Consider the following 14861-nt stretch of genomic DNA (forward strand, 5'->3'; position numbering starts at 1 on the left):
TTCATCTCGCGGTGTAGTCACGCCACGCGCGTTCCCACTGCCGGGTCAGGGCCGGGTAGACGAGGAGATGCCGGAACGGTGCGATGGCGGCCATGTAGAGCCGCCCGAACCGGCCGTTGGGTTTGACGAGGACGGTCATCTGCAGGCCGTAGTCGCCGTCCGCGCCGCGCACCCAGCCGAGATGCATCACGGTGTGCACGGTCGTGTTCGCCAATTCGCGGGCGGCCTCCCGGTCCAGTTCGTAGACCGCTGTGAGTGGCATGCCCTCGTCGTCGGGGCCTCGGGGAGCGGCGCGGAGGTCGTCGGGCAGGCGGTCGCGGAGCGAGGCGACCCGTTCGCCGACGCCCGCCGACGGATCGTCCCAGCCGAACAGTTCGCCGAGCTTCCACCGGACGGCGAACAGGAACCGCACCACCCGGGGCTGCTTCCCGAGACCGCCTCCGGCCCGCATCGCGGCGAGCATTCTGGGGAAGTCGTCCGGACCGGCTCCGGGTGTGCGGTACGACCACACGTCCTCGACGTCGAAGTCGCGGGTGAATTCGTGGATGCGCCAGGGCTGCGCGGTGTAGGTGGCCTCTGCTATTCGTGGCACTGTCGTCCCCGATCTATACGGCACCGTATATTTCATCTATACGGTACCGTACACATTGACTGCGATCAATGGAGGTGGACCGATTCCCGCCGTCGCCCGCACCGCACGAGCCCGCTGGATCGAGGCCGGCCTCGACGCCCTCGCGCGCGGCGGACCGGACGCCGTCCGCGTCGAGGCACTCGCCGCCGAACTCGGCGTCACGAAGGGCGGGTTCTACGGCTACTTCGACGGCAGGCCCGCGCTGCTGACGGAGATGCTCGACGAGTGGGAGCGCCGCTGCACCAAGGCCGTCATCGCCCAGGCCGACGCCGAAGGCGGCGACGCGGCCGAGCGGATCCGGCGCGTGGGTCAACTCACCTACTCGGAGGACCTGCACCGGATCGACCTCGCGATCCGGGCCTGGGCGCACCACGACCGGTCCGTCGCGGCACGCCTGCAGCGCATCGACAACGAGCGGATGCAGTTCCTGCGCACTATGTTCGGCACGTTCGTCGCCGACCCCGACGAGATCGAGGCGCGCAGCACCCTGATGTTCGGGCTCGCCATCGGCCGCCACTTCATCGTCGCCGACCACCCCGGGTACACCACACGCGAAGCCATCCAGCTCGCCGGGGAATTCCTCCTGCGCCCGTGACGCTCTCCTCGGCGCCGATCAGGTCGGGGTCGTCCCCGGCGGGGCCGGTGCCGACAGAATCATGGTCGGGTCGGTGCGCCGGAGGGCGTCGACGGCGGCGTCGCGGTCGCGGCGTTCGAGTGCGTCGACGAGATCTTCCATGACCTGGGCGAGCCCGTCCAGGTGCACGTCCGGCGCGGTGGCCTCGAGCACCGCGCGCAGGTAGGACACTCCGACATCCATGATGCTCAGGTAGAGGGTGTCGAGGAGGATGCCCTTGCCGATTCCGGCGAGGTGGGCGTGCAGTTCCCAGCACGCCCACACGAAGTCGGACGTCGCCGCGGAGTTGCGGGCGCGGCGCACCTCCCACAGCCGCTCCGAGAACGTTTCCTGGTCGGCGAGCGTCATCTGCCGCAACGCCTCCTCGATCAGCAAGGGGGCGATCGCGTCTCGGATCTGGACGGCTTCGGCGAAGGCCGCGTGGTCGCCGGCGGCGGCGCGGAACCACCCGTTCATCCGGGACAGCGGGGAGGGGTCGCAGGCGAAGATGCCGCCGCCCGGGCCCGGGCGTGAGGTGATGACGCCGCGTGCCTGCGCGAGTTTGATCGCTTCGTTCATGGTCCCGACCGAGAACCCGCAGATCTTCCGGAGATCGTCCTTGCTCCCGATGCGTTCGCCGGCCAGTGCGCCGGCGGCGAGACGGGCGATCTGACCGGCGGCCTGCTCCGCTCGCGAACCGCCGAGCGACACCTTGGACGGGAGATTCGCTGGGTGAGGCCACATTTCGCGCGAGTAGGCCGGCCCCTCGAAGTCCGCGACTTCGGGGGCGAGAACTTCCTCGTCGCCGTCGGTGCCGCTCATCGGTCTCCTCTCCGTTCGTGGGGGTCAGTATCGCATCGCCCTTGACAAGTGACCGCCTTCACATCACTCTATCAATTAATCATGATTATTTCTCGCCGCTCGGGTGCACGCGGGCCGGCGACCCCCCCAGAAGTCTCACCAACCGAAGGACACACCATGACGATCACCGACACCGCCCCGCACACGACGTCGCCGGTTTCCGAGCGGGAACGCCTGGTCACCGCCGCCCGGGCGCTGGGCCCCCTGCTCCGCGACAACGCGGCGCGCGCCGAGGCGGACCGCCGCGTACCGGAGGAGAACATCGCGGCGCTGCGCGAAGCCGGCCTGTTCGACATCACCAAACCCGCACGCTTCGGCGGGGCGGAGGAGGACTTCCGCACGTTCCTGGAGGTGTCGCTGGAACTCGGCCGGTCGTGCGGCTCCACGGCGTGGGTCACCACGCTGAGCAACGTGACGTCCTTCTTCGTCGGCGCCTATCCCGAGTCGGTGCAGCAGGACGTGCTGGGCGCGGATCCGCGCATCGCCACCTGCGGCGTGTTCACCCCGACCTCGACCTCGGTCCGGGTCGACGGCGGATACCGGGTCACCGGGCGGTGGGGATTCGCGTCGGCGTCGCACCACGCGAGCTGGGCCAATGTCGGTATCCCCCTGACGAACACCGACGGTGAGGCCGTCGGGGCGGCGTCGGCGTGGATCCCGATGACCGATCTGTCGATCGACGACACCTGGTATGTCGCGGGCATGTCCGGTTCCGGCAGCGACACCCTGGTCGCCGACGACGTCTTCGTCCCCGACGCCCGGATCCTGTCGGTCACCGACATGATGGAGGGGCGCACCGCCTCCGAGTTCCAGGACGAAACGCTGTACCACTCCTCGCTGGTACCCGTCCTGGCGCTGGTGCTGGTCGGACCCGTGCTCGGCATGGCGGAAGGCGCCTACGACGCGGTGCTGTCGACGCTGCAGAAGAACAAGCCGATCGCGTACTCGTTCTACCAGCGGTCGATCGACGCGCCCTCCACCCAGCTGAACATGGCCGCGGCCCGCTCGCTGATCGATCAGGCCCGCCTCCTCGCGTTCCGCGGCGCAGACGAGATCGATGCCGCGGCCGCCGCAGGCAGGCAGATGCCGGTCGTCGAACGGGCACGCGCGCGGATGGACGCCGCGCAGGCGGCGAACCTGTGCCGCGAGGCGGTCGAACTCCTGCTCAACGTCAGCGGCGCGGGCAGTTTCGCGCAGGTCAACCCGCTGCAGCGGATCTGGCGCGATCTGGAAACCAGCTCACGGCACGCCTTCATCAACCTGAACATCAACCAGGAGATCTACGGGCGCGCCCTGCTCGGGATCGACGAGCAGGTATCCCCCTTCGTCTGAGTTCTCCCAGAAACTCTCCGGCACAAGGAATTCCCATGACACTGCACACCCTCACCCGCGTCACGATCGGCGTTCCGAACGTCGCCGAGACCGCCGCATTCTACGACGATTTCGGCCTGACTCGCACCGCCCCGGCAGCCGGCGTGTCCGGCCGGACCGAGGCCGTCTCCTTCTCCACCCGCGACGGCGGCGACCAACTCGAATTGGTTCCCGTGCCCGACCGTCGCCGGCTGATCGGACTCGACGTCGCGGTCGACGACGCCGACGATCTGGACCGCATCACGCACAACCTGCAGCGACTGGACCTGCACCCGACCCGCTCCGAGACGGAACTGTCCGTCGTCGATCCGGGCACCGACGTCCGCGTCCGGGTGGTCATCGGATCCCGAATCATTCAGACTCCCTTCGCTCTTCCCGCGTACAACCTGCCCGGCAACATCGGGCGCGACGCCGCCCGCGCCGACGCGATCGAGCGGACCGGCCGGGTCCGCCCCCGCAAACTCGGGCACGTCGTCATCGGCTCCACCGATCAACCGGCGAGCGAACGGTTCTTCACCGAGGGCATCGGATTCAAGGTCAGCGACCGGGTTCCCGGCATGGCCGCGTTCCTGCGGTGCTCGACCGATCACCACAACGTCCTGGTGCAGGCGGCACCGGTGACGATGCTCCACCACACCAGTTGGCAGGTCGACGACGTCGACGAGGTCGGCCGCGGCGCCACCGCGATGCTGGACGAGGACCCGCAGCGCCACGTGTGGGGTCTCGGCCGCCACCACATCGGGTCCAACTTCTTCTGGTACCTGAAGGACCCGGCCGGGAATTTCAGCGAGTACTACTCCGACCTCGACTGCATCGTCGACGACCAGCTGTGGACGCCCCGCGACTGGGAAGGTGCTCGTGCCCTGTACAACTGGGGCCCACCGCCCCCGCCGTCGTTCCTGGCACCCGAGGATCTCGCCGAACTGATGACCGGAGTGCACGGGTGATTCCCGCACAGCCCACGGAAGAGAGGAACAGTCCGATGGATGCACACCAGTTCAAGAACTCCATGGCCACGGTCACCGGGCCCGTCGCCGTCGTCACCGCCCACCGCGACGGCACCCCGCACGGCGCTACGGTCAGCTCGCTCGCCTCCCTGAGCATGTCACCGGCGATGATCACCGTCGCCCTCGACAACAGGTCGGCGCTACTCGCCCTCGTGCGGGAGACCGGCACGTTCGGCGTCAACGTCCTCGCCGCCGGACAGCACGAGGCCGCGACCCGCTTCGCGAGCCGACACGACGATCGGTTCGCGGGTGTGGCATGGGAATTCGTCGACGGGCTGCCGTGCCTGACCGGCAGCAGCGCGTGGCTGCGGTGCGACGTGGCCGCGGAGATCCCGGGCGGCGACCACACCCTGCTCCTCGGAACGGTCCGGGACTGCTCGGCCACCGACGCCACGCCGCTGGTGTACAGCCGGCGGACCTTCGGCACCCACGCGGCACTGCCGGCGCTCGCCGGCGCGACCTCGTGATCACGGCGGACCGGACGGCACTGGTCGGGGTCCGGGTCTTCGACGGGCAGACGCTGTCCGGGCCACGCACCGTCGTCGTCGACGGCACGGTGATCGGCACCGACCCGGCCGGCGCACGGATCGTCGACGCCGGAGGGGCGGTGCTGTTGCCCGGGTTGATCGACGCCCACATCCACCTGCACGGACTCGACACCCTCGAACAGCTGTGCTCGTGGGGAGTGACCACCGGACTGGACATGGCCACCTGGCCGGCGTCGCTGGTGACCTCATTGCGCGGCGTCGACGGGCTGACCGACATCCGCAGTCCGGGTATCCCGGTGATCGGTCCGGCCGGTCCGCACTCTCACTTCGGGATGCCCGCCGAGGCCCTGGTGTCCGACCGGGACGCCGCCGACCGGTTCGTCGCGGCGCGAGTGGCGGAGGGGGCAGACTACGTCAAGATCGTCCTCGAAGCCCCCGGGGACGGCGGCCCCGACCCGGTGGTCGCGCACGCCGTCGTGGAGGCCGCGCACCGTCGCGGCACATTGGTTGTCGCACACGCATCCTCGACGGGAGCCTATGAACTGGCGCTCGACGTGGGCGCGGACATCCTCACCCACATCCCGAACGGGGAACCGCTCGGCGACGACGTCGTGGCCAGGATGGTGAGTGGGCGCCGCGTCGCCGTGCCGACCCTGTCGATGATGCAGGCTCTCGCGACGCTGCGCGGAAATCCCGGCGCGTTCACCGCCGCGTCCGCCGGCGTGGGCGCTCTCCACCGGGCGAGTGTGCCTGTGCTGGCCGGTACCGACGCCGCGCTGCAGCCCGGCCTGCCCCAACTCGTCGCGCACGGGGAGAGCCTGCACCACGAACTCGAGCTGCTCGTCGCCGCCGGCCTGTCGACGGTGGACGCGCTGCGTGCGGCGACCGTTCTGCCCGCCCGCCACTTCGGTCTCGACGACCGCGGGGTCGTCGAACCCGGTCTGCGTGCCGACCTGATCCTCGTCGACGGCGACCCCCTCGCCGACATCCGTGCCACCCGCAACATCGAACGAATCTGGTGCGGCGGTGTCGAACACACCCCGGCCCCGCGGGCCGCAACCGATCGGAGTACCCGTGCCTGACCCCTCGGACACCGCCGCGGTGATCGACGTCGTCCTCCGCGAGCGAGCCGGGCGCGACACCGCGCAATGGGACCGGATGCGTTCCGCGTTCGCCCCCGAGTCGCGTGTCAGCCTCAGCTGGTTCACCGGAACCGGCGCCGAATTCGTCGACGCCTCGAAAGCCATGCACGACCGGGGCAGCCGCGGCTTCCACCTGGTCGGTGCGCCCAGCGTGGACATCGTCGGCGAGCGGGCACTCGCGCACGAGGGAACTACGGTGCACGCGCGCGGAACCCTCGCCGGCGTCGAACTGGACGTCGCGTCGCACGGCCGGCTCTACCAGCGGCTGATCAAGACCGACGGGGCGTGGCGCATCACCGATCTCACGATGCTCTACTACAAGGACGTCGTCTCCCCGGTGGACCCGGCCGCAGACGTGACCGCGTTGGCGGGCGTCGCGTTCCCCGTCGATCGCCCGTACAGGTACCTCGCCGCGCTACTCGACGTCGCCGGATACACCATCGGCCCCGACCTGCCGGGCCCGGACCGCCCCGATCTCGTCGATCGATACCTTGCGGCCCATCACACTTGGCTTCACGAACCCCAGGGATAGGACCCCATGACCACCACTCCACGACTGCGTGTGCCCGCCTTCGTCAGCGTCGCGGTCCTCGCATTCATCGCGATCTCCGCCGACGGGTACGACCTCGCCATCTTCGGTGCGGCGATACCGGATCTCCTCGCCGATCCGGACTGGGGACTCACCCCGGCCCGGATCGGGGTGATCGCCGGCACCGCCATCGCGGGCATGTGCCTCGGGTCGATCGCGGCCGGGATGCTGGCCGACCGCTTCGGTGCACGCCGCCTCTTCCTCGTGTGCGTCACGTGGTTCTCCGTCGGCATGATCCTCTGCGCCGCCGCCCCGACCGCGGAACTCCTGGGCGTCGCACGCTTCGTCGCGGGACTCGGCCTGGGAGGCCTCGGCCCGGCGGCCATCGCACTGACGATGAGTGTCGCACCGCACGACCGGCGGAACTTCCTCAACGGGGTGATGCTGACCGGACTTCCGGTCGGCGGCATCGTGGCGGCGCTCAGCGCGCTGGCCTTCCTCGAAGGCGGCGGCTGGCGGGCGGTGTTCCTCATCGGTGGGGTGATCCCGTTGCTGACCGTCGTGCCGATCGGTGCGGCGAAGTTGCGGACGTGGGCACCGGACATCGCCGTGACGACTACCGCGCCCCGGCAGAATGGGGGAGTATCGTTGCGGGCGTTGCTCGGTGACGGTGGCGCACGGGCCCTCGCCGGTTTCGTGGTGGTCACCGGGTGCTGCCAGATCCTGTCCTACGGACTGCTCACGTGGTTGCCGCAGATCATGAAGTCGTCCGGGTACTCGCTCGGCTCGTCGCTGGTGTTCCTGATCGTCTTCAGCATCGGGGCGATGGCCGGCAGCGCGACCGGTTCCTGGGCCGCCGACCATGTGGGCGGGCGCCGTATCACCATCGCAGGCTTCGCGATCGGCGCTGTCGCCATCTTCGGACTCTCGATGCCCCTGCCGCAACCGATCCTGTACCTGTCCCTGCTCCTCGCCGGCGCAGGCACCGTCGGGATTCAGCCGGTCGTGTACGGGTTCGCCGCACTGCACTTTCCGGCACACGTCCGCGGCAGCGCGCTCGGATTCATCGGGGGCATCGGCCGGATCGGCGGCGTGTTCGGACCGATGCTCGGCGGAGTTCTTGCGGGACTCCCCGCGCTGGCGAACTTCTCGGTGTTCGCGGGCATCGCGGTGTTCGCGTCCCTGCTCAGTCTCGCCGTTCTCACCAGCCGTCACCCCGCGCCCGCGCCGGCGAACACGACCGTCCCGGCCGACGCCTGAGACCCCCTTCCTTCCCGAAAACCACGCAAGGAGAACAGACATGAGAATCGCCAATCTCGACGGACGGCTCACCCTCGCAGCCGACAACGGCTACATCGACGTCGAACAGGCCAGTGGCGGCGTCTTCTGCGCAGACCCACAGTCCGTCTACGACGTCTGGGCGGAGTTCACCAACTGGGCGGCCCGCCTGGACACCAGCAGCCACCCGGTGATCGAGGCGACCGAACAGACGCTGTGGGGGCCGCCGGTTCCCCGGCCGCGGCAAGTGTTCGCCATCGGCCTCAACTACCACGACCACGCCGCCGAGTCGGGACTCGAAAGCCCGTCCTTTCCTCCGGTGTTCACGAAATTCCCCACCAGTCTGACGGGGCACGACCAGCCCGTCACCCTGCCTGCCGACACCGTCGACTGGGAGGTCGAACTCGTCGCTGTCGTCGGCACTCGATGCGACTTCGTCGCCGCCGCCGCCGCGTGGGACCACATCGCCGGAGTGACCGTCGGCCAGGACCTGTCCGAACGGCGATTGCAACTGGCCGGACCTGCGCCGCAGTTCTCCCTCGGCAAGTCGTACCGCGGGTTCGCTCCCATCGGCCCCGAACTGGTGACCGTCGACGAACTGCCCGACCGGGACGATCTCGAGATCGGGTGCGCACTCGACAGCGGCGAAGTCCTCCAGAAGGGGCGCACGTCGGACCTGATCTTCACCGTCCCCCAACTGGTCGCACACCTGTCGGCGGTGTGCCCGCTGCTGCCCGGCGACCTGATCTTCACCGGCACCCCCTCGGGTGTCGGCGGGGCCCGCAAACCCCCGAAGTTCCTGCGGCCGGGCGACGTCCTCACCAGTTGGGTCGAGGGCGTCGGGACCCTCCGCAACGCCATGACCGCGCCGTGACCACACCCACGAGCATCGCAAGGACTGGGATGAACACCCATACGACCACCACCGGCACCGTGCCGGAACCGATCTGGACACCGGACCCCGAGCACGCGGCGCGGGCACGGATCACCGAGTTCGCGCACTTCGCCGCCGCCCGCACCGGTGCTGCCTACCCGGACTACCACGACCTCTGGAACTTCTCCGTCGGGGAACCGTCCGCGTTCTGGTCGGCGGTGTGGGACTTCTTCGACATCGCCGCCGACGGCGACACTGGCGAAGTACTCACCGACGCCGCCATGCCGGGTGCTCGGTGGTTCCCCGGGACCCGGCTCAACTACACCGAACACGCCCTGCGCCACGGTGACTCGTCCGAGGCCGCCGTCGTCTCCATTTCCGAGGACGGCGTCACCACCGAGATCAGTTGGGCGCAGCTGCGCAGGCAGGTCGCGTCCGTCGCGGCGTGGCTGCGCCACCAGGGTGTCGGGGTGGGTGACCGCGTCGTCGGGTATCTTCCCAACACCGTCCACGCTGTCGTCGCGTTCCTCGCGACCGCGGGGATCGGAGCGGTGTGGTCCGCGTGCGGCCAGGACTACGGGGCGTCGGGTGCCGCGTCCCGGTTCGCTCAACTCGACCCGGTGATCCTCTTCGCCGCCGACGGATACCGGTGGAACGGTCGCGTCCACGACCGCCGCGGTGACGTCGCCGAGCTTGTCCGGCAACTGCCCACCCTCCGCAGAACGGTGCACGTCCCCGTGCTCGGACTTCCCTTCGGCGGCGACGACGCGCAAATTGCGTTCTGGGACGACGTGACTGCCGTCGACGCCGAACCGGACTTCGTGCGCGTCGATTTCGACGCGCCCCTGTGGGTGCTGTTCTCCTCGGGAACGACCGGACTGCCGAAGGGGATCGTGCACGGACACGGCGGCGTGATCCTCGACCACCACAAACTGCTGGGATTGCACAACGATCTCCGGGCCGGGGAGCGGCTCTTCTGGTACACCACCACCAACTGGATGATGTGGAACATGGTCGTCTCGGGTCTTCTGGTCGGTGCCACCATCGTCCTCTACGACGGCAGTCCCGCCCACCCGGATCCGCAGCGGCTGTGGGACATTGCCGCCGAGCACCGCGTCAGCGTCCTCGGGCTGAGTCCGGGGTACCTGCTCGGGTGCGCGAAGGCCGGTCTCGAACCCGGCCGAGACCTCGACCTGTCGGCGCTGCGTCTCATCGGATCCACGGGTGCACCCCTGCCGCCGCAGTCGTATCACTGGGTCCGCGACCACGTCGGGAAACGCGTGCAGGTCGCCTCGACCAGCGGTGGCACCGATGTCGTCAGTGGCTTCGCAGGCAGCGCCCCCACCACGGCGGTATGGCCGGGCGAGCTCTCCGCACCGCTGCTGGGGGTCGCGCTCGCCGCATGGGATGCCGACGGCACCCCGGTCGTCGACGAGGTCGGGGAACTCGTCGTCACCACACCGATGCCGTCGATGCCGATCCACTTCTGGAACGACCCCGACGGCACGCGCTATCGCGACGCCTACTTCGGTACGTATCCCGGCGTCTGGCGGCACGGCGACTGGGTCACCGTCACCGCACGCGGCAGCGTCGTCATCTCCGGCCGGTCCGATTCCACCCTCAACCGGCAGGGAGTGCGCCTGGGCAGCGCAGACATCTACGACGTCGTCGAGGATCTCCCGGAGATCCGGGAGGCGCTGGTGATCGGTGCCGAACTCGCCGGCGGCGGGTACTGGATGCCGCTGTTCGTGGTCCTCGCCGACGGCGCCGACCTCGACGACGACCTTCGTGAGCGCATCGTCACCGCCGTCCGGACCCAGGCCTCGCCCCGCCACGTCCCCGACGAGATCATCGCGGTCCCCGCCATCCCGCACACCCGGACCGGCAAGAAACTCGAGGTGCCGATCAAACGCCTGCTGCAGGGCGCCCCGGTCGAGAAGGTCGTCGGCAGCGACACCGTCGACGACTCCGCATCCCTGCACTACTTCACCCGGTTCGTTCCCCGGCAGGTGCAGTCGTGACGAGCGCCGGCGCTTGTCGGCTGTCAGCCGCGCCGGAGGGTGAGGATCGAAATGTCCGGCGGTGCACCGACCCGGACCGGCGGCCCCCACGCTCCGGCGCCTCGGGTGGTGTAGATCTGCAGGTCCCCGATTCGATCCAGTCCGGACACGGTGGGATTGACCATGCGCACGAGGTAGACGAAGGGCCACATCTGGCCACCGTGGGTGTGGCCGGACAACTGTAAATCCACCCCGCGATCGCCGGCTTCGATCGCCTGCAGCGGCTGATGCGCGATCAGCATGGTGAATCGACTGGGGTCACGTCCCGCGAGTGCGGCATCGATATCCGCCGCGTACGGCTCTTTCGCGTCGTAGTCATAGACGCCGGCCATCTCGATGGTCACGCCATCGATGGGAACTTCGGTGCGTTGGTTGCGCAGGGTCTCGATGCCGAGCGATTCCCAAAAGTCCATCCACTGGCCGACATCGTCGACGTACCCCTCGTGATTGCCGGCGACACCGAATGTCCCGTATTCGGATCTCAAGCCTGCGATGGGTGCGACATCCGGCCCGACCAGTTCGACCGAACCGTCGAGCAGGTCGCCCGGGAGGACGATCAGGTCGGGGCGTTGTGCGTTGACCAACTCGACGACACGTTCGGTGAATTCGGGACCGCGGGCGGCACCGACGTGCAGATCTCCCACCACCGCGATGCGCAGCCCGTCGAGTTGCGGTGGAAGATCGGCGAAACGTGCCTGAGCCTCGACGATTCGGATGTCCTCGGCCTCGGCAACGCCGTAGGCGACGGTTCCGACGGACGCGACGACCACCAGCGCCGAGAGCGCCTGTAGCAGCCGACTGCGGCGCGAGTAGCCGGCCAACCGCGCGATCACCAGGACAACGCCGATCACGATCAGGCCGAGGAGGAGATAGAACAGCACCGCATACCACGTCTGTCCCAACCAGACCAGCGGTCGCACCGGACCTGGCGCGAAGGTGTTGCCCGCACCGACCGCGATCACCGCCAAGATCCCGAGCGCACTCAGGAATACGGCTGCGGAAATCCGCGCCCACCCCGGCAATCCGGGCGCGGCGACCAACCGCCAGTACAACAGTCCGTGGACGAGAGCGACAGCAACGCCCACCAAGATCATTTGCTGCACAGGTTCACTTTCGGTTGGCGAAATCCACAATCAACTGCCCGAAATGCAATGCAACGGTGGAACATTCGTGCCTCCGGCGCCGATGGTGTAGCCGGCGACCTCTGGTTCGGCGAAGCCGCTGCGGATGGCGTCGCGCCCCTCGAAACGCCGGTCCGCGTCGATGAGCACCGCGTCGCCGGTGAACAGCGATGTCATGGCCGCCGCGTCGCCGTTTGGCACTGCCGCGTGCGAACTGTGGCGTCGGTGCGTTAGTCATGACTTTCCCTCGTATCGGTGTCTTACGGTGTGCAGGACGTGAGAACCGGGCTCGCCCCGTCCGTCAGGATGGCTACCCCGCACCGCCTATTCAACATGTTCGTGCCACGCCGAGGCAGGTGCTGCCAGTATCCCCCTAGCGTGCGTGCACGAGGCATCAGTGGTGGACTCAGCTCCGTCACCGAAATTGAAGTGCCCGCCCACGGGCGGCCGAGTAATCTGCGTGGGCATGGCACGGGATGAACGCGGTGTGATCGCCCAGAGCGAGGACTTCGCCTTCTGGTACAACGAGGTGGTGTTCAAGGCCGGGCTCGTGGACCGCGGTCCGGCCAAGGGCACCATGGTGATCCGGCCATACGGGTACCGGCTGTGGGAGTTGCTGCAGTCCGAACTGGACCGTCGCATCAAGGACACCGGTCACGACAATGCGTACTTCCCGTTGCTGATTCCGGAGAGCTACGTCGGCCGGGAAGCGGAACACGTCGAAGGGTTTTCCCCGGAACTGGCGGTCGTCACCCACGCCGGCGGGAAGAAGCTCGAAGAACCGCTGGTCGTGCGGCCGACGTCGGAGACGATCATCGGCGAGATGATGGCCAAATGGATCAGCTCGTACCGCGATCTGCCGCTGTTGTTGAATCAATGGGCAAACGTGGTGCGGTGGGAGCTGCGGCCACGAATGTTTCTCCGCACCACAGAATTTCTGTGGCAGGAGGGGCATACCGCGCACGCCGACGAGGCCGCCGCCCGCCGCGAGACGATGCTCGCGCTCGACCTGTATCACGAGGTGGCGCGGGAGTGGGCCGCGATTCCGGTCGTCCCGGGTGAGAAGACACCCGGTGAACGGTTCGCCGGCGCGGTGGCGACGTACACGATCGAGGGCATGATGCGGGACGGCCGGGCGCTGCAATCCGGCACGTCCCATTACATGGGCACCAATTTCGCGTCGGCGTTCGACATCCGCTACACCGCCGAGGACGGTCGAGAAGAGTTGTGTCACACGACGTCCTGGGGGATGAGTACGCGAATGATCGGTGGCATCGTCATGACCCACGGCGACGACAAGGGCCTGGTGCTGCCGCCCCGGATGGCGCCGTACCAGGTGGTGATCGTGCCGATCACCCGCGGCGGCGACGCTGCTGTCGGGGACGCGGCCGAAGACCTGGCTCGTCGCCTGCGGGCTGCGGGTGTCCGGACCCACGTCGATGCCCGACCCCAACTCACACCCGGGTACAAATACAACGAGTGGGAGTTGCGCGGCGTCCCGGTCCGGCTCGAACTCGGTCCACGAGATCTGAAGGCGGGCAACGCGATGATGGTGAAACGTCTCGGCGACGACGGCAAGCGGGCCGTGCCGATCGACTCCCTGCCCGCGACCCTGCCGGGGGTCCTGGACGACTTCCAGGATTTCCTCCTCGCTCGCGCGACTGCGTTCCGCGACAGCCACACTCGGACCGTCGACGACTGGGAGCGGTTCGCCGATGCGGTGTCGACCGGGTGGGCACTCGCACTGCACTGCGGGAGCGCCACCTGCGAGGACGAGATCAAGTCCCGCACGGCCGCCACCCCGCGGTGCGTACCCCGTGACGGCGAACCGGAGACAGGGGTGTGCGTGCGGTGCGGGGCGACGTCGGCGTACGGGAAGCGGGTGGTCTTCGGACGCGCCTATTGAGGGGTGCCGATCACCACCCCTCGGGGGACTATTCGGATGGCAGGCGCTCGAAGGACGCTGGGAACTCGGAAAACCGACCACCCCGCCAAGTCCCTCGACCGAAAAGGAACCCCCGTATGCCCCGCATCTTCGGCACCACCGTCCGCGACATGCACGAACACGATCCGCCGGGCCTCGTCTCGTCCGCTGGGTTACCCGCCGACTCGCCCGTCGTCGAATCCGTCCCGAAGCCGGTCCGTCACCACTGGACGTTCGCGCGGATCGGCCTGTACCTGCTGCTCGCGTCCCTGCCGCTGCTGGCGATCTCCGCGCAGGTGTTCGGCGTCGTGCCGATGAACACCACCGGTGCGCTCGTGATCATTCCGCTCGCAGCATCGCTCGCCGTGCTGTGCGTGTTCGCCCCGCACCCGATCGACCGCATCGTCGGCCACGGCCTCGGCTGGGGAATGTTCGCGTGTCTGGCCTACGACGTCTTCCGCCTCGACACCGTGTATCTGCTCGGCCTGTGGGGCGACTTCATCCCGAAGATGGGCACCTGGCTGCACTCGGGAACCGACACCCGGACCGGCGCGATCGTCGGATACCTGTGGCGGTACTTCGGCGACGGCGGCGGAATCGGTATCGCCTTCTTCCTCATCGCCCTCGCGCTCGGCCTCCAGCACCGGTCCAGTCGCACCGTCATTCTCGCGTTCGTCACGTTCGCGGTGTTCCCGGTCTGGGCCGGGCTCATCGGCACGGTCGCGCTGTCGGCGCGCGGTCAGCGCGACATGTTCCCGCTGACGCCGACGACGATCACGCTGTCGCTGATCGGGCACCTGATCTTCGGTCTGGTGCTGGGTCTCGGCTTCCTGCGGGCCCGGGGTCGCCTCGCGCAGCACTGGCCCTGGCCGCCGCTGCTCCCCGTGCGGTCCCGCTGATCCCAGGTGAGTGGCAAAGCGTGCCCGGGCACACTTTGCCACTCACCTGGGGGTGAGGTGCGG

General features: G+C 68.6%; 15 protein-coding genes. 11 read left to right on the forward strand and 4 right to left on the reverse strand.

Translation table 11 applies throughout. From position 1 onward, the window contains the following. Window position 1: 1 nt before the first annotated feature. Window positions 2–592, reverse strand: a complete 591-nt coding sequence (locus ACFTZB_RS15610) for a DUF2867 domain-containing protein (RefSeq protein WP_378432734.1) — start codon at window positions 590–592, stop codon at window positions 2–4. Between ACFTZB_RS15610 and ACFTZB_RS15615 the strand changes: the two genes are divergently transcribed. Further along, complete coding sequence (locus tag ACFTZB_RS15615; RefSeq protein ID WP_378432736.1) at window positions 570–1226, forward strand: TetR/AcrR family transcriptional regulator; 657 nt, start codon at window positions 570–572, stop codon at window positions 1224–1226. The two genes, ACFTZB_RS15610 and ACFTZB_RS15615, sit on opposite strands and share 23 nt — an antisense overlap. 18 nt (window positions 1227–1244) lie before the next feature. Here the strand turns inward: ACFTZB_RS15615 and ACFTZB_RS15620 are convergent, their stop codons facing one another. Further along, window positions 1245–2066 (reverse strand): FadR/GntR family transcriptional regulator, encoded by an 822-nt coding sequence (locus ACFTZB_RS15620; protein WP_378432738.1) that lies wholly within the window; start codon window positions 2064–2066, stop codon window positions 1245–1247. A 156-nt stretch (window positions 2067–2222) separates the two neighbouring features. On the opposite strand from ACFTZB_RS15620, the gene ACFTZB_RS15625 reads away from it, so the two are divergent. Genes ACFTZB_RS15625 through ACFTZB_RS15660 form a run of 8 tightly spaced genes read left to right on the forward strand, consistent with a single transcriptional unit; the run spans window position 2223 to window position 10815 of the window. After that, entirely contained in the window at window positions 2223–3437 is a 1215-nt protein-coding gene (locus tag ACFTZB_RS15625) for an acyl-CoA dehydrogenase family protein (RefSeq protein ID WP_378432740.1), read from the forward strand. Window positions 3438–3472: 35 nt separating this feature from the next. Beyond that, window positions 3473–4423 (forward strand): VOC family protein, encoded by a 951-nt coding sequence (locus tag ACFTZB_RS15630; protein ID WP_378432742.1) that lies wholly within the window; start codon window positions 3473–3475, stop codon window positions 4421–4423. Window positions 4424–4458: 35 nt separating this feature from the next. Continuing rightward, window positions 4459–4950: a flavin reductase family protein gene (locus ACFTZB_RS15635; protein WP_378432743.1), complete on the forward strand. Its 492-nt coding sequence runs from the start codon at window positions 4459–4461 to the stop codon at window positions 4948–4950. Beyond that, entirely contained in the window at window positions 4947–6053 is a 1107-nt protein-coding gene (locus ACFTZB_RS15640; RefSeq protein WP_378432744.1) for an amidohydrolase family protein, read from the forward strand. The genes ACFTZB_RS15635 and ACFTZB_RS15640 overlap by 4 nt, the downstream gene beginning before the upstream one ends. After that, on the forward strand, window positions 6046–6645 hold the full coding sequence (locus tag ACFTZB_RS15645; protein WP_378432745.1) for a nuclear transport factor 2 family protein: 600 nt from the start codon (window positions 6046–6048) through the stop codon (window positions 6643–6645). Before ACFTZB_RS15640 ends, ACFTZB_RS15645 begins: the two co-directional genes overlap by 8 nt. A gap of 6 nt (window positions 6646–6651) precedes the next feature. Then, window positions 6652–7902: an MFS transporter gene (locus ACFTZB_RS15650; protein WP_378432746.1), complete on the forward strand. Its 1251-nt coding sequence runs from the start codon at window positions 6652–6654 to the stop codon at window positions 7900–7902. Window positions 7903–7942: 40 nt separating this feature from the next. Next, entirely contained in the window at window positions 7943–8794 is an 852-nt protein-coding gene (locus ACFTZB_RS15655) for a fumarylacetoacetate hydrolase family protein (protein WP_378432747.1), read from the forward strand. A 29-nt stretch (window positions 8795–8823) separates the two neighbouring features. Further along, window positions 8824–10815 carry an acetoacetate--CoA ligase gene (locus tag ACFTZB_RS15660; RefSeq protein WP_378432748.1) on the forward strand — a complete coding sequence of 664 codons (1992 nt, stop codon included), beginning with the start codon at window positions 8824–8826 and terminating at the stop codon, window positions 10813–10815. A 23-nt stretch (window positions 10816–10838) separates the two neighbouring features. On the opposite strand, the gene ACFTZB_RS15665 is transcribed toward ACFTZB_RS15660, so the two are convergent. Both ACFTZB_RS15665 and ACFTZB_RS15670 read right to left on the reverse strand, forming a co-directional pair. Continuing rightward, entirely contained in the window at window positions 10839–11957 is a 1119-nt protein-coding gene (locus ACFTZB_RS15665) for a metallophosphoesterase (protein ID WP_378432750.1), read from the reverse strand. A gap of 30 nt (window positions 11958–11987) precedes the next feature. Then, complete coding sequence (locus ACFTZB_RS15670) at window positions 11988–12152, reverse strand: hypothetical protein (protein WP_378432751.1); 165 nt, start codon at window positions 12150–12152, stop codon at window positions 11988–11990. A gap of 289 nt (window positions 12153–12441) precedes the next feature. Between ACFTZB_RS15670 and proS the strand changes: the two genes are divergently transcribed. Together proS and ACFTZB_RS15680 are read left to right on the forward strand one after the other, a co-directional pair. Then, on the forward strand, window positions 12442–13881 hold the full coding sequence (proS, locus tag ACFTZB_RS15675; protein WP_378432753.1) for a proline--tRNA ligase: 1440 nt from the start codon (window positions 12442–12444) through the stop codon (window positions 13879–13881). 116 nt (window positions 13882–13997) lie between these two features. Next, complete coding sequence (locus ACFTZB_RS15680) at window positions 13998–14798, forward strand: hypothetical protein (RefSeq protein WP_378432754.1); 801 nt, start codon at window positions 13998–14000, stop codon at window positions 14796–14798. Window positions 14799–14861 lie beyond the last annotated feature (63 nt).

It is taken from the genome of Rhodococcus sp. NPDC057014, from assembly GCF_042673295.1.
In the GTDB taxonomy this organism is placed as follows: Bacteria; Actinomycetota; Actinomycetes; order Mycobacteriales; family Mycobacteriaceae; genus Rhodococcus_F.

Bases quoted from the DNA above. Each gene is read 5' to 3' on its own strand.
- ACFTZB_RS15620 (WP_378432738.1), bottom strand. From the start codon at position 2,066: ATGAGCGGCACCGACGGCGACGAGGAAGTTCTCGCCCCCGAAGTCGCG.
- ACFTZB_RS15625 (WP_378432740.1), top strand. From the start codon at position 2,223: ATGACGATCACCGACACCGCCCCGCACACGACGTCGCCGGTTTCCGAG.
- ACFTZB_RS15630 (WP_378432742.1), top strand. From the start codon at position 3,473: ATGACACTGCACACCCTCACCCGCGTCACGATCGGCGTTCCGAACGTC.
- ACFTZB_RS15635 (WP_378432743.1), top strand. From the start codon at position 4,459: ATGGATGCACACCAGTTCAAGAACTCCATGGCCACGGTCACCGGGCCC.
- ACFTZB_RS15650 (WP_378432746.1), top strand. From the start codon at position 6,652: ATGACCACCACTCCACGACTGCGTGTGCCCGCCTTCGTCAGCGTCGCG.
- ACFTZB_RS15655 (WP_378432747.1), top strand. From the start codon at position 7,943: ATGAGAATCGCCAATCTCGACGGACGGCTCACCCTCGCAGCCGACAAC.
- ACFTZB_RS15660 (WP_378432748.1), top strand. From the start codon at position 8,824: ATGAACACCCATACGACCACCACCGGCACCGTGCCGGAACCGATCTGG.
- ACFTZB_RS15670 (WP_378432751.1), bottom strand. From the start codon at position 12,152: ATGACATCGCTGTTCACCGGCGACGCGGTGCTCATCGACGCGGACCGG.
- proS (WP_378432753.1), top strand. From the start codon at position 12,442: ATGGCACGGGATGAACGCGGTGTGATCGCCCAGAGCGAGGACTTCGCC.
- ACFTZB_RS15680 (WP_378432754.1), top strand. From the start codon at position 13,998: ATGCCCCGCATCTTCGGCACCACCGTCCGCGACATGCACGAACACGAT.